Source organism: Ammonicoccus luteus (assembly GCF_050880385.1).
Taxonomy (GTDB): Bacteria; Actinomycetota; Actinomycetes; order Propionibacteriales; family Propionibacteriaceae; genus Enemella.
On the sequence record NZ_JBNZCI010000012.1, the window covers coordinates 1 to 13,625 of the forward strand.

A 13,625-nucleotide genomic window follows, 5' to 3' on the forward strand; every position below is an offset into this window, starting at 1 on the left:
TGGCGGGTCTGCTCGACCAACCAGTGGTGGTCGGCATTCGGTAAGAAACGCGCCAAGAACGGGAAGAAGCCAGGCCCGCCGGTCCACGACGACCTCGTGCAACGTGACTTCACTGCCCAGGCCCCGAACGAACTGTGGCTAGCCGACATCACCGAGCATAAGACAGGTGAAGGCAAGCTCTACGTGTGCGCGGTCAAAGATGTGTTCTCGAACCGGATCGTGGGCTATTCGATCAGCGACCGGATGAAATCACGACTGGCCGTGGCGGCTGTCGATAACGCTGTTTCCCGACGGGCCGATGTGGCTGGTTGTGTGCTGCATACCGACCGTGGGTCGCAATTTCGCAGTCGGAAATTCGTCCGCGCACTGAGCCGCCACGACATGGTCGGATCGATGAGCAAGGTCGGTGCCGCCGGTGACAACGCAGCCATGGAAAGCTTTTTCGCCCTGCTGCAACGCAACGTGTTGGACCGTCGAGCGTGGGGGACCCGACAGGAGCTGCGGATCGCGATCGTGACCTGGATCGAACGCACTTACCACCGCCGCCGCCGACAGGCAGCCCTCGGTCGGTTGACCCCGATCGAATACGAGACCATCATGACCACACCAGCTGCTCACGCAGCCTGACCCAACTTGTCACCCAAACGTGCAGCAGTCCCGGATGTTGCCGTCGGGGTCTTTGAACCACACTCCCCGCATGCCCTCGCCGATCGTGGCGACTCCGTCGTCCCAGCTCACGCCCGGAGCGTCGAAGGTGTCGAAGGTGACCCCAGCGGAGCGCAATGCCGCGACCTCGGCGTCGAAGGTGTCGGCCGGAACCTGGAACGACATTGCCGTGGCCTGGTTCGTGCCCGCGTACTGCGACTTGTAGATAAAGAAGCGGCCATTGCCCGCGGAGTAGAAGACGCCTTCTCCGACATCCGTCCCAGAGCTGAAGCCGACCACCGATTCATAGAAGTGTCGTGCACTGTCCAGGTCCTTCACCGCGAGAGTCGTCACGGGTGTGAAATCGCTCAACATGATGGTCCCCCTTGCGATCGACCAGCGTGATCGGTCTCTTTCACGGTACGCCGCGGGTCGGCTCGCCGCTATCGGCTGAGCGGTGGCAGTTCTGACGCCGCGGGGCGGCCTGATCACAGCAAGGCGAGGATGTCTTTCTCGATGGCTTCGGGGGCGACGGTCGGGGCGTAGCGGCGTACCACCTCGCCCTCGCGGTTGACGAGGAACTTCGTGAAATTCCACTTGATGGCATCGCCGAGGAGACCGCCCGACTCGCTGCGGAGCCACTGGTACAGCGGATGCGCATCCTTGCCGTTCACGTCGATCTTCGAGAACATCGGGAAGCTGACCCCATAGTTGCGCTGGCAGAAGTCAGCGATCTCGTCGGCGGTGTCGAACTCCTGGTTGGCGAACTGATCGCTCGGAAAGCCCAGCACGACGAGGCCGGCGTCGGCATGCGATTTGTAGAGCTTCTCCAAGCCTTCGAACTGCGGCGTCAGGCCGCACTTGGACGCGGTGTTCACGACGAGGACCACCTGGCCGCGATAGGCGGACAGTGGCTGGTCCTCGCCGGCGAGGGTAGAGGCAGTGAAGTCGTGCAGGGTGGTCATGACGTTCCTTCGGTGTCGAGTTCTGTTTCCTGCGAGGCGTTGAGGGACGCCACGAGACGGTGGGCCAGATCGCGCAGGAGGACCAGGTCCTCGACAGGCAGATCGAGTCGGTCGAGCAGCGAGCACTGGATTCGTTCGGCTTCGGCGCGCATGCCCTGGCCTTGATCGGTCAGGCGTACCACCACCCGACGAGCGTCCCGATCCGGCCGGGACCGCGTGACCAAGCCGTTCGATGCGAGGCGGCGCAGCAGCGGCGACAACGTTCCTGAATCGAGTTGCAACCGACGGCCGAGCTCCCCCACCGTGAGGCCATCGGCCTCCCACAGCGCGAGCAATACGAGATATTGCGGATAAGTGAGCCCGACCGTGTCCAAGACGCGACGGTACGCCGCAGTCGTGGCGCGAGAGGCGGCGTACAGAGCAAAACACACTTGCTGATCGACCTGGAGATTCGAACCCACCGCAAAAGTATTGCGCGCGATTAGGTTGTGCGCAATACTTCACCCATGAACACCGAACAATCCCACGAGACCGGGCGCGTGGCGCCCCCTTCGACGGCGCACCCACAGCGCCGGACCGCCACAACCTGGGTGAAGGCGCTGGTCGTCGTCACCTATGTCGCGATGATTGCGGTGAACGCTCTCGCCAACGCCCTGCCGATCAACGGTCGAACCACCGGCGGCGTCTCGGATGCCTATCCGAACCTGTTCGCCCCGGCAGGCCTGACGTTCTCCATCTGGGGGGTCATCTATCTGCTGCTCGGTCTGCATGTGCTCTATCAACTGGGGCTGTTCCGCGGTTCCGACACGTCCGATCGGTCGGGTCTGCTGAACCGGGTCGGGGTGCTGTTCTCCGCCACCTCTGTGGCCAATGTCTCGTGGATCCTGGCCTGGCACTATGACCTGATCGGTCTCTCCACCGTGCTGCTGGCCACGATGCTCGTGCTGCTGATCGTGATCACCCGGACGATTCTTGGCGCCGACCTGTCGACTCGGGAGCGGCTGCTGGTTCGGTTGCCGTTCAGTGTGTACTTCGGCTGGATCACCGTCGCCACGATCGCCAACATCACGGTGTGGCTGGTGAGCGTTGGATGGAACGGCTTCGGCATCAGTGACGCCACCTGGGCGGTGATCATCATCGCCGTGGGCGCGATCATCGGCACTGCCGTCATCCTGCGCGACCGGGACATCGCCTACGGTCTGGTGTTCGTGTGGGCGTACCTCGGCATCACGATCAAGCATCTGTCCGCCGCAGGCTTCGACGGTGATTATCCGCAGGTCATCACCACGGCTCTCATTGGCATCGCCGCCTTCGTTGCCGCAGCAGTGATCGTCCTGCTCCGCCGTCGCGCCCGGTCTGCGCACGCCCAGTCGCCGCGCGAATCCCTGTCGACCGGCACCAGGTGACGCACGACCGCCGCGGTCGCTAGCGTGGAGCAATGCGACCGCTTCGGTACTCGATCAACATCACGGTGGACGGCTGCTGTGATCATCGCGCGCTCATGCCCGATGAGGAGATCCACATCTACACCGCCGAGAGGCTTGCCGAGGCGGACGCGCTCCTGTTCGGGCGGGTGACCTATCAGTTGATGGAGTCGGGCTGGCGATACCCCGACGCCTCGCTGCCCGCCTGGACCGAGCCCTTTGCCCGGATGATCAACGCCGCGAAGAAGTACGTCGTCTCCAGCACCCTGGACCACCTCGAGTGGAACGCGGAACTCGTGCGCGGTGACCTGGGGACGGCAGTCCGCGAACTGAAGAACGAGGAAGGCAGGGGCCTGTACCTCGGCGGCGTGCAGGGGCGGCGCCGGTGCCACCCTCCCCACCGTCGATGGTGATGAAGTCCACCCCGCGGCTGTTGTCGGCCATGAACTCGGCGAGCTCGACCCAGAACCCCATGTCCCCCACCGCGGACTTGATGCCGACCGGGAGCCCCGTCACCTCCGCCACCCGCTCGACGACGTCGAGCATCTCGTCGACCGACCGGAAGGCGGTGTGGCGGGACGGACTGACGACGTCCTTGCCCTCCTCGACCCCGCGGACTCGGGCGATCTCCGCATTCACCTTCACGCCCGGCAGGTGGCCACCCAGACCGGGCTTGGCCCCCTGGCTGAGCTTGAACTCGATGGCGCGAACCGGCGCCGACTCCACGACCCGCGCCAGTCGATCGAGATCGAACCGGCCTTCCGCATCGCGGCAGCCGAAATATCCGGTGCCGATCTGGAGCACCAGCTCGCCACCCTTGCGGTGGTGGTCGGACAAGCCGCCCTCGCCTGTGTTGTGCAGAAATCCCGCGATCTCGGCACCGCGGTTGATGGCCTGGATCGCCTGAGGGCTCAGTGAGCCGAAGGACATCGCCGACACATTGACCACCGATGCCGGCCGGAACGCCTGCCGGCGTCCGCGCGGGGCTCCCAACACCTTGGCGGACGGCACGGGCACGTCCCGCCCGTGGATCGGTGAGGCAGGGACGACGTCAGCGAAGGTCCGCTGCTTGATGATGGGATAGGCGGAGTTTTCCGTGTCGTTGTCGGTGCCGAAGCCGAAGTAGTTGTTCTCCTTCTTCGCGGAGGCGTACACCCCAGCGCCGCTGGTCACGGCTGAACGGGCGCTCGGCGTCGTTGCTGCTCACGATGTATTGCCGCAGCTCCGGTCCGATCGACTCCAGGAAATAGCGCAAACGAGCGACGATCGGGAAGTTCCGCCGCAGCGCATGGTCCTTCTGCATCAGATCGCGGGCACTGAGCCCAGCCAGTGTCGCGATCGGCGCGATGGCCGCAATAGTGCGCTTCCTCATGACCGTCACCCCAACACCAATGTCGACTTATCCTTGTCCCGACAGTACCCACCGCAGGTCATCCGGGAAATGCCGGGACCACGCCGAAAGGAAACAGCGATGTCTGACCGACCCGACGAAAATGACAACGACCTGGCTGACCTCAATCCCGAGGGTGCCGGCCTCGGAGCGGGCTCCGACAACAGCTTCGAGCCCGAGGAGGACGAGGACGCACCGGTCGAGGGCAAGGACGACGCGTGAAGTTCGTCCTGGTGGGCACGGGGTCCGCGGGTGACCTCGTGCCCTGCCTGCGGCTCGCCGGGGCGCTGGCCCGTAGGGGTTATCAGCCGACCGTGATCGCTTTGGAGGATTACGCGCCACGGCAACGGTTCGACTTTCCCGTGCACACCATCCCCGGTGGGGAGGATTCACTGTGGCCGCGCCCGCGAGTACTGCGGAAGGTCTCCCTCGCCAATCCGGGTGCGATGTACCTCGCCATGCGCCGCAAGCTCGCCCAGCTCGCACCGCGGGTCAACGACGCCCTGCTGGAGCTCGTCGACGCCGACACGACGCTGGTGTCCAACTCGGTCACGATGGTCGCCGGCCGCCTTCTGGCGTACGCCCGGGGCGCGCGCCATGCCAGCCTCCTGTTCGCTCCTCTGCTGCCCACCCCGAACAGTGCGTCGTGCGTCTTCGTTCCTCCTGCGATCCGCGGCCGCACAGGGACGGCGATCGCGCACCTCATGTGGGCTCTCACGCAGGAGCTGGGCGGTGCCTGCGCGGAGGACCTGCGGTGCCGATTGGACATGGTGGACCCGGCCGGTCCCGACCATGGTCCCCTGGTGATGGCCACCAGCCCCTTCGTCACTCCGCACTCCGGACACTGGCCAGGCAACGTCGTGCAGACCGGCTGGTTCAGAAGCGCACGAGATGACCGATCGCCGTTGCCGGCGTCACTCGCCCTGTTCCTTCGCCGGCACCCGGAACCGTTGCTCATGTCGTTCGGGTCGGTGCTCGTCCGTGACCCGGTGGCGGACCTCGCGTTGTTCCGCGCGGCGACGCCTCCCGGCCGCGGCCTGGTCGTGCAAAGCCGGGCGCTGCCACCGGGTCCCTGGGGCGACACGGCGTACAACGCTCTCGGCCTCGACCACACAGCGCTGCTTCCCCATGTCGCCCAGGTGGTCCACCATGGCGGGGCCGGCACGACGTACGCCGCACTCGCGGCCGGCAAGCCCGCGCTCGTGATCCCCCATCTGGGCGATCAGGCGTACTACGGGCGGCGGGTGCACGCTCTCCGGGCAGGGCCACGTCCGCTCCCGCGGGCCCGGCTGAGCGCCCGGAAACTCCGGGCGGCCGTTCGGCGGCTGGACGACCCGGCGTACGCAGCCGGCGCGGGCGTTGCCCAGCGGATCCTCGCCCGGGAGGACGGAATCGCCCACGCGGTGCAGGTGCTCGAGCGGACCTAGCGGGTCGAGCGGCGACTGCGCACGGCCTGCAGTGCCGCGAGGCAGAACAGCGTTGACCAGACCACGCTGCCCGCCACCAGCACGATCAACGACTCGTCCTCCCCCACGCCGAACAACTGCCGCGCCAGCCCGACGAAACCGTGCAGCGGCGAGAAGGCGGCGATCATGCCGAACATGCCCGGCAGGGGAAAGAACGTGCTGCCGAGAAAGGCAAGCACGACCAGGCTTCCGGTGGCGATGGTGAGAGCCGACGCGCTCCGGAAGGCCAAGCCGACGGCCAGCCCGAACGCGCCCCAAGGCAGCGAGGCCACACCCAGAAACACAGCGCTGGCCCACCACCGGCCTGGATCCGCCCGCACACCGAGGATCGAGCCCGCGACGAACGTGCCGACGATCGGCACCAGCGCGACGGCCATGGACACAACGGCCTTGGCGGCGACGTAGGCGCGGTCGGTCAGAGGTGACAGCGCCAGCTGTCGACCCCACCCGCTGAGCCGGTCGATGGCCGCCTGGCCGGCGATGTTCGCCGACGCTGTCGCGGCTCCGTACGCCGCCATGCCCACCATCAGGAAGGCCTCGACGTCCCGGACCGTGTCGTCACCGACCATCGGGGCCAGTCCCAGGCTCATCCCGACGAAGATCAGCACGGGCAGCACGGCAACGAAGAACATCAGCGCCGGGTCACGCAGCACCCGCAGCAACTCGATCCTCACATAGGCCCAGATCATCGGGCACCGTCACTCATCGGGCACCGTCACCCGGGCTTCGTCACCGAGCAGGTGCGCCAGGCCGGCTTCCAAGGACGCATCCTCGATCGTGATGTCGGTGAGCAGCTGGCGGACCAACGCGACGCGGGCCACCTCGTCCATGGTTTCGGGAGTGGCGACGACGTCGATCGTTCCCGCGGGGCCGGGGCTGACCCGGGTGACACCCTGAAGGTCCGCCAGGGCGGTGAGGGAACGCTCGTCCGGACCGGAGCGAAGTCGTCCGCGGAGGATGCGCACGCCCACCGCTCGACGGACCTCGGCCACGGATCCGTCCACGACGATCCGGCCGGCCGCCATGAGCAGGACCCGATCGGCGACACCGTCGACCTCGTCGAGATAGTGGGTGGCGTACAGCAGCGTCGAGCCCGAGGCCATGCGTTGGCGCATGCCCCGCCAGAAGGATTGGCGAGCGCCGAGGTCCATGCCGGTGGTGGGCTCATCGAGAATGAGAAATTCCGGATCCGGAATGAGGGACAGGGCGATCCGCAGCCGCTGCTGCTCACCGCCCGAGCAAGCACCGACGCGCCGCCGCTTGAGAGCCGACAGCGCGACCTCCTGCAGCACGGCGTCAGCCCTGTCCCTGGCGCGATGCAGGCGGGCGAACAAGTCGACGGTTTCGCCGACCGTCAGATCGGGAAGCAGGCCGCCGCTCTGGAGGACAGCCGACACGCGTCCCGCCGCCACCGCCCGCCGGGGACTCCTGCCCAGGACCCGGACCGTGCCGGCTGTGGGTCGCGTCAGCCCACAGATCATGTCCAGCAGCGTCGTCTTGCCGGCGCCGTTGGGGCCCAACAGCGCTACGGTCTCGCCCGGGGTGATGAGCAGGTCGGCACCTCGGACCGCCCGCACGGAAGCACCGCCCCGAGGCTCACTGAATGTCTTGTCGGCCTCGCGAACCTCCAGAACGGCCGTCGCGGAGTCAGGCAACTTTGGCCATGTTCTCGAGGAGCCGGCCGCCCAGCTCGTCGGCCCGGTGCGCCCGGAACTCCGCGCTCATCCTCTCCAGGGAACTCTGCAGTCCGACCTGGCCGAGCAATCGGCCGAGCGCCAGCCGGATGGTTCGGGGCTGGGCGCGGGTGCGGCGGACCGCCACGCCCACGCCCGCCCACTCCAGCCGTGCCCCGATGTCGGCCTTCTCTTCGGTCGCCCCGCACTGGATGACGGGCACTCCGGCGTGCAGCGCCATGGTCACGCCCGTGTAACCGCCGTTCGTCACGAGCAGATCGGCCGCCGCCAGAGCTTCGGCATAGTCGATGCGATCGACGACGACGATGCCGCCCTCCGGGCTCGTCGCGAACTCATGTCGCCATTCATTCGCTCGCCCGGCCGCGGTGACCAGCACGTCGTAGCCCTCCCGGACGAGCGCCCGCGTTGCCGGGAGCGCCAGCTCGGAGAGGTCGGGGCGCACGGTTCCCTGCGTCACGAACGCCAACGGCCTGGACCCCCGCCCGCGAGAGGCGGCCGAACCGGGAGACGCGGAGTTGCGTACGCCGGTCGTGCCGAGCACACCGACGAAACGGACACTGTCGGGCAGATTCGACCGGGGATATTCGAAGGAGGGAGCGCAGCCCTGCAAGTGGAGCCGCGGCGAGAGACCCGCCATGCGCAGGTTCGGCACAGGCTCCACTCCCATGCGAGCACAGAGCTTGTTGTAGTGCGCTCGAGCGCTGCCGAAGACCCGGTTGTCTATCCACGACTGCACGTTGCGGTTGCGATGGCGGCCCGCTCGCCCCGCCATGGGTTTCAGGCCGGCCCCGAACGGCGGAGTGTCCTCGTCGCTCCACAGCAGCGGTCCGTCGCCGAAAGTCGCCCACGGCACGCCACTCAGGTGGGCCGCGGGCCTGGCTCCGAGCAACAGCGTGTCGGACAGGATCGCCTGCGGGCCTATGCGCTGGATGATCCGGAGGAGATCATGGCACTGGGCGCCCGCCCTGCCGACGATCAGATCGTGATACAGCCGCCGGACTCGGGCCACCGCGCTCAGTGACGAACCGCGCACATAGCTCGCGGCACGGGCGATGGAATAGTCACAGGCGGACGACATTCGCAGAGGAATGGCCCCAAGGTCGCGGACGTAGCTCTGGAAGTCTGCGCCACACCACCACCAGACCCGGTGACCCTGTGACACCAGATGCGCCACGAACTTGCTCGCGTTGAGCGTGTGCGCGGTGATCGGAGTGGTGGCGACGAGAAAGTCGCTGGTGCGCTCGAGCGATTTCTCTGGCTGGCGGGACACGCCATGGATTTTAGGTCTTTCCGGTGGTGCCGCGGTCGTGACTCACCGCAACTTCTGGACACCTCACCGACGAAAGACGAGTGCATGGGCAACCACGCCTGTGCCCGTCGAAAGGCACACCGATGAAGCTTTTCCGATCCCTGGTCATCCTGGCGCTGATCGCCGCGGGCCTGCTGGCCGCACCGCCGGCCCACGCGCAGGACGAGTCCGCCGTCTCCGTGCTGCATGGCATCCCGGACGCCACCGTCGACGTGTGGGCGAATGGCAAGCCGCTCCTCACCAACTTCCAGCCGGGCACGTTGACCGAACCGCAGATGCTCCCGGCCGGCCAATACGATCTCAAAGTCGTCAAGGCCGGCGACCCGGCCGACGCGGCTGCCGTCGTGGAGGCCAAGGGAGTCCAGGTGCCCGCCGGCAAGAACCTGACGGTCGTCGCCCATCTGAACGCCCAGGGCCAGCCCACCCTCACCCCCTTCGTCAATGACACCTCGACCATCGAGGCCGGCAAAGCCCGCCTGACCGTCCGCCACACCGCGGCCGCCCCTGCGGTGGATGTCCGCGCAAACGGCACTCCTGCACTGCGCAACCTGAGCAACCCGAACGAGGCCTCCGCCGTCGTCGACGCGGGATCCGTGTCCGCGGATGTGGTGCTGGCCGGCACCAGCACCGTCGCCATCGGTCCCGCCGACGTCAACCTGACCGATGGCCAGCACACGATCGTGTACGCCTGGGGCAGCGCCGAGGCCAACAACCTGAAGCTCGCCGTGCAGGTGATCGGCGGCATGGGGAGCACTCCTGACGGCGTGCCGGCCGGTGACGGCGGCCAGGCCGCTGCGGTGTCGCCATTGCGGATCGGTCTGATCGGTCTTTCCGCGCTCGTGGCCGCCGGTCTCGTCCTCGGCTTCAGCCGCCCTCGCCCAGTGCGCGTCGACCGGTGACAGAAGTGCGGTCCTGGCTCACGGCCGTCGCGGCGGCCGTTCTTACCGGGTCCGTCATGGGCATTCTCGTCATCCCCGCCACCTCGAGCACGGGGTCGGGACCGATTCCGGCGGCTGTGTTGAACCCGCCGGCGTCACGTATCCCGCCCCCGACCACTTCGGCGACCCCCGCTCCCCCGCGGGGGTTGCCGACCCCGGCACCGACGAGGGCAGCTACTGGTGATCCGGTTCGCACCGCCGTCGTCCCGACCGGCCTCATCATCCCCGATCTGGATATCGACCTTCCGATCGCCGCGGTTGGCGTACGCCCGGACGGGCAGATGGAAGTGCCGGAGAATCCGTGGGTGGCGGGGTGGTATCGGTATCGTGCGGCGCCGAGTGATCCGACGGGCGCGGTGGTCATAGCCGCGCATGTCGACTCACGTCGGTTCGGCATCGGGCCGTTCGCTGAGCTGTCCCGACTGCGGCCCGGTCAGGAGGTCATCGTCACAACCGAGGCGGGCATGGTGAAATACAGAGTCACCGATCTCGAGGTGATCGGTAAGGACGCTCTTCCTCTGAACCAGGTGTTCGATCGGGGTGGGGATCCGCGCCTCCATTTGGTTACCTGTGCGGGAGCGTTCTCGTCGAGAACAGGCTGGGACTCGAATCTCGTCGTCGTGGCGAGTCCGGTGCAGTGAGGAGAAGCCGGCATTACTGTGAACCCCGTGCGATCACTCCCCTCCGACGCCTCCGATGCCGAGGTCGCGGAGGGGATTGCCGCCGGTTCGCCGGACGCGCTGCGGTTGGCTTTCGAACGGTGGGGAACGCTGATCCACACCATCGCCGTCAGGGCGCTGCGTGACGTGCACGACGCCGAGGAGATCACCCAGCAGGTCTTTGTCGCCGCATGGTCGAGCCGGCATCTCCTGCGTCCCGGCCCGGATGCCCTGCCGCGATGGCTGGTGGGGATCGCGACCAACCGGATCGCCGACCTGCGGCGCAGCCGGTTCCGGGCCGATCGACGCACGGGGGCGGCCGCCCAGCAACTCGACCCGAGCCCGCCGCCAGGGATCGACGACAAGGTCGTGAACAGGTTGGTGGTGCTCTATGAGTTGGAGCGACTGGGCAGTCCGCGGAGTGAAATTGTCAGGATGGCCTATGCGGACGACATACCGCTGAAGGACATCGCCGCCCAGATGAACATGCCGGTGAACACCGTCAAGAGCCATCTGCGTCGAGGATTGGCTGAACTACGCCAGCGGTTCGGGGGTGACAACCATGGATGACGAAGCTGACCTGAGCGACAGCGAGCGGGAGATAGCCGCGATGGTGCGAAGTGTGCGTTCGGAGCGGATCGATTGGATGGCGCCGCCCCCTGGTGTGTGGTCGAGGATCGAGGCTGATCTCGGCCTCCGAGCAGAGGACAGCACCGACCGTCGCGGTGCCGGCGCGGAGAGGCCCGACGAGGCGGTCGTGCCAGGCGCGCCGCGACGACTTTCGCGGCGTACGTTCTTCACCGCTCTCGGCGGCGGCATCGCGGCAGGGATAGCCCTCGGGGCGCTGGGCCGCGGTGTGCTCGACTCCGATACGGGCCGAGCAGTTCTCACCGCAGACTTGCGTACGCTCACCACCGACCAAGTCCTGGGCCGGGCCATAGTACGCCAGCAGAACGGTGACCTCTTCCTGCAAGTCCTGGCCAACGAGCCCATCGAGTTCGCGGCGGGCATCGTCGAGGTCTGGCTGATCCACGTCGATGGCAAGCGGATGGTGTCCATCGGCGTCTATGAGGGCGTGGAATCCGCTCGCTACCCCGTTTCTCAACCTCTGCTGGACGAGGGCTTCCGCCTGGTCGACCTGTCGCGTGAACCCTTGGACGGGGACAACAACCACTCGGGTGACTCGATCGTCCGAGGCGAACTCCGGTGACGTCCCCAGAAAATTCACAAGTCGCCTGCAACCTCACGCGGCGGTGACGACGAAAGACTGAGTGCGTAGGCACTTGCCCACGCTAGGAGGACTGGCCGGGATGATCCGTTGATCCCCTGCCTGATCGTCGCAGGGGAGGAACGACCCGCCATGAGCTCGGAAACCATCGCCCGGTGGCAGTTCGGCATCACCACCGTGTATCACTTCTTGTTTGTTCCGATCACGCTGGGGCTGTCGTGGCTGGTGGCGGTCCTGCAGACGTTGTGGGTGCGCACCGGTAATCAGAACTATCTGCGGTTGACCAAGTTCTACGGCAAGCTGTTCTTGATCAACTTCGCGATGGGTCTGGTCACCGGGCTGGTGCAGGAGTTCCAGTTCGGGATGAACTGGTCGGAGTACTCCCGGTTCGTCGGCGACATCTTCGGCGCCCCGCTGGCGCTGGAAGCGCTGCTGGCGTTCTTCCTGGAATCGACCTTCTTGGGGTTGTGGATCTTCGGCTGGGACCGGCTGAACAAGTACGTCCACCTGGCCTGTATCTGGATCGTGGCCCTGGGCACCATGCTGTCGGCGATGTTCATCCTCGCCGCGAACTCGTTCATGCAGAACCCGGTCGGGTTCCGGTTCAACCCCGAAACCAACCGCGCCGAGCTCACCGACTTCCTCGCCGTGCTCACCAACAAGGTGTTCCTCGCGACCTTCCCCCACCAGATGGCCGCCGCCTTCCTCGTCGCCGCCGCCTTCCTCGCCGCGGTCGCCGGCTGGCACCTGCACCGGCTGAACAAGACCCTGCCCCGCACCCCCGACAGCCTCAACGACGTCGACGGCATGCAGGCCCTGGCCGATCACGACCACGAAGTCGCCCCGTTCCGGTTCACCGCCAAACTCGGCGCGGTGCTGCTGATCATCGCCGGCCTGGCCGTGATGCAAACCGGGGACTTCCAGGGCAAGGCCATGTACGAAAAACAACCCATGAAGATGGCCGCCGCCGAAGGCGCGTTCGAGTCCACCACCGACTTCTCCATCCTCACCATCGGCAACCGCGAGGCCGACGAAGAAATCTTCGCGATCCACCTGCCCGGGCTGCTGTCGTTCCTGTCCTACGGCAACTTCACCGAACCCGTGCCCGGCATCCGCCCCCTCGAAGCCCGCTACCAACAGGAGTTCACCCCCCTGCTGCGCGAGCGCTACGGCGACGAGGTCGCCGACTGGTTCGTCCAAAACGGCTACCACCCCAACATCGTCGTCACCTACTGGACCTTCCGGGCCATGATCACCCTCGGCCTGATCGCCACGGCCATCGGCGCCTGGATGCTGTGGGTCCTGCGCGGGGACCGCCTGCCCCGCGGCCGACTCTGGCCCTGGCTCATGATCGCCCTGCCCCTGGCCCCACTGTTCGGCAACTCCTTCGGCTGGATCTTCACCGAAATGGGCCGCCAACCCTGGGTCGTGTTCGGCCTCATGCCCACCCAGGCCGGCGTCTCCCCCGGCGTCACCCCCGGACAAATGCTGTTCTCCCTCATCGGCTACACCGTCATCTACGCCGTCCTCGCCGTGATCGAGGTCAAACTCATGCTCTACTACATCCGCAAGGGCCTCGACCACTACATCGAAGAACCCAAAGTCCTCGAAGACGACGACGCACCACTGACCTTCGCCTACTGATGAGCGAACCGACGACAAAGGTGAGTGATTTTCATGGCTAACTAAGCCTGCACAGGTTTCTGAGAGTGGTCGGGTTGAGGCGCGCTCGCCTGAGGGGGCTCACCCGTTGAAGGGGTTCGCGCCGACGGCGACGTGGGTGGATGACCGGTTGGGTGTGGCCTCGTTGAGCCGGAAATATCTGCGGAATGAGGTTTCCCCAGAAGCGTGGAGGCATCGACAATAGGGAATGAGATGCCAGAGAAGCGTAAGAAGTACGACCGGGA

17 protein-coding genes and 1 pseudogene are annotated in these 13,625 nt (G+C 66.5%); 10 read left to right on the top strand and 8 right to left on the bottom strand.

Going from position 1 to position 13,625, the window contains the following annotated elements:
* A partial coding sequence (locus ACQ260_RS17100) for an IS3 family transposase (RefSeq protein ID WP_432560677.1) occupies nt 1–627 on the top strand: 627 nt, incomplete at its 5' end.
* 9 nt (nt 628–636) lie between these two features.
* Here the strand turns inward: ACQ260_RS17100 and ACQ260_RS17105 are convergent.
* The 3 genes from ACQ260_RS17105 to ACQ260_RS17115 all read right to left on the bottom strand — a co-directional run bounded on the left by ACQ260_RS17105 (nt 637) and on the right by ACQ260_RS17115 (nt 2,071).
* A complete protein-coding gene (locus ACQ260_RS17105) occupies nt 637–1,020 on the bottom strand; it encodes a VOC family protein (protein ID WP_432560678.1) in 384 nt (127 codons plus the stop codon).
* Between the two features lie 113 nt (nt 1,021–1,133).
* Nucleotides 1,134–1,610: a glutathione peroxidase gene (locus ACQ260_RS17110; protein WP_432560679.1), complete on the bottom strand. Its 477-nt coding sequence runs from the start codon at nt 1,608–1,610 to the stop codon at nt 1,134–1,136.
* Nucleotides 1,607–2,071, bottom strand: a complete 465-nt coding sequence (locus ACQ260_RS17115) for a MarR family winged helix-turn-helix transcriptional regulator (RefSeq protein ID WP_432560680.1) — start codon at nt 2,069–2,071, stop codon at nt 1,607–1,609. Before ACQ260_RS17115 ends, ACQ260_RS17110 begins: the two co-directional genes overlap by 4 nt.
* 45 nt (nt 2,072–2,116) lie before the next feature.
* On the opposite strand from ACQ260_RS17115, the gene ACQ260_RS17120 reads away from it, so the two are divergent.
* Together ACQ260_RS17120 and ACQ260_RS17125 are read left to right on the top strand one after the other, a co-directional pair.
* Entirely contained in the window at nt 2,117–3,016 is a 900-nt protein-coding gene (locus ACQ260_RS17120; protein ID WP_432560681.1) for a TspO/MBR family protein, read from the top strand.
* A gap of 32 nt (nt 3,017–3,048) precedes the next feature.
* Entirely contained in the window at nt 3,049–3,447 is a 399-nt protein-coding gene (locus tag ACQ260_RS17125) for a dihydrofolate reductase family protein (protein WP_432560692.1), read from the top strand.
* Between the two features lie 13 nt (nt 3,448–3,460).
* On the opposite strand, the pseudogene ACQ260_RS17130 reads toward ACQ260_RS17125, so the two are convergent.
* Nucleotides 3,461–3,964 (bottom strand): annotated as a pseudogene (locus tag ACQ260_RS17130) (glutamate synthase-related protein); the annotation flags it as partial.
* A 121-nt stretch (nt 3,965–4,085) separates the two neighbouring features.
* Complete coding sequence (locus tag ACQ260_RS17135; protein WP_432560693.1) at nt 4,086–4,406, bottom strand: hypothetical protein; 321 nt, start codon at nt 4,404–4,406, stop codon at nt 4,086–4,088.
* 99 nt (nt 4,407–4,505) lie between these two features.
* Between ACQ260_RS17135 and ACQ260_RS17140 the strand changes: the two genes are divergently transcribed.
* Nucleotides 4,506–4,646 carry a hypothetical protein gene (locus ACQ260_RS17140; RefSeq protein WP_432560682.1) on the top strand — a complete coding sequence of 47 codons (141 nt, stop codon included), beginning with the start codon at nt 4,506–4,508 and terminating at the stop codon, nt 4,644–4,646.
* Nucleotides 4,643–5,851, top strand: coding sequence for a glycosyltransferase (locus ACQ260_RS17145; RefSeq protein ID WP_432560683.1), 1,209 nt, complete (start codon nt 4,643–4,645; stop codon nt 5,849–5,851). The genes ACQ260_RS17140 and ACQ260_RS17145 overlap by 4 nt, the downstream gene beginning before the upstream one ends.
* Here the strand turns inward: ACQ260_RS17145 and ACQ260_RS17150 are convergent.
* The 3 genes from ACQ260_RS17150 to ACQ260_RS17160 form a co-directional block, all read right to left on the bottom strand.
* The gene (locus ACQ260_RS17150) at nt 5,848–6,579 is read right to left on the bottom strand and encodes an ABC transporter permease (protein WP_432560684.1); all 732 of its coding nucleotides are present in this window, start codon (nt 6,577–6,579) and stop codon (nt 5,848–5,850) included. The two genes, ACQ260_RS17145 and ACQ260_RS17150, sit on opposite strands and share 4 nt — an antisense overlap.
* A gap of 9 nt (nt 6,580–6,588) precedes the next feature.
* Complete coding sequence (locus tag ACQ260_RS17155) at nt 6,589–7,467, bottom strand: ABC transporter ATP-binding protein (RefSeq protein ID WP_432560685.1); 879 nt, start codon at nt 7,465–7,467, stop codon at nt 6,589–6,591.
* Between the two features lie 70 nt (nt 7,468–7,537).
* Nucleotides 7,538–8,854, bottom strand: coding sequence for a glycosyltransferase (locus ACQ260_RS17160; protein ID WP_432560686.1), 1,317 nt, complete (start codon nt 8,852–8,854; stop codon nt 7,538–7,540).
* Nucleotides 8,855–8,976: 122 nt separating this feature from the next.
* Between ACQ260_RS17160 and ACQ260_RS17165 the strand changes: the two genes are divergently transcribed.
* From ACQ260_RS17165 to ACQ260_RS17185, 5 genes are all read left to right on the top strand, one after another.
* Nucleotides 8,977–9,792, top strand: a complete 816-nt coding sequence (locus ACQ260_RS17165) for a DUF4397 domain-containing protein (protein WP_432560687.1) — start codon at nt 8,977–8,979, stop codon at nt 9,790–9,792.
* Entirely contained in the window at nt 9,789–10,472 is a 684-nt protein-coding gene (locus ACQ260_RS17170) for a class F sortase (RefSeq protein WP_432560688.1), read from the top strand. Before ACQ260_RS17165 ends, ACQ260_RS17170 begins: the two co-directional genes overlap by 4 nt.
* A gap of 27 nt (nt 10,473–10,499) precedes the next feature.
* Nucleotides 10,500–11,060: an RNA polymerase sigma factor gene (locus tag ACQ260_RS17175; RefSeq protein ID WP_432560689.1), complete on the top strand. Its 561-nt coding sequence runs from the start codon at nt 10,500–10,502 to the stop codon at nt 11,058–11,060.
* Nucleotides 11,053–11,700, top strand: coding sequence for an anti-sigma factor (locus tag ACQ260_RS17180; protein WP_432560690.1), 648 nt, complete (start codon nt 11,053–11,055; stop codon nt 11,698–11,700). Before ACQ260_RS17175 ends, ACQ260_RS17180 begins: the two co-directional genes overlap by 8 nt.
* 150 nt (nt 11,701–11,850) lie before the next feature.
* Entirely contained in the window at nt 11,851–13,362 is a 1,512-nt protein-coding gene (locus ACQ260_RS17185) for a cytochrome ubiquinol oxidase subunit I (RefSeq protein WP_432560691.1), read from the top strand.
* Nucleotides 13,363–13,625 lie beyond the last annotated feature (263 nt).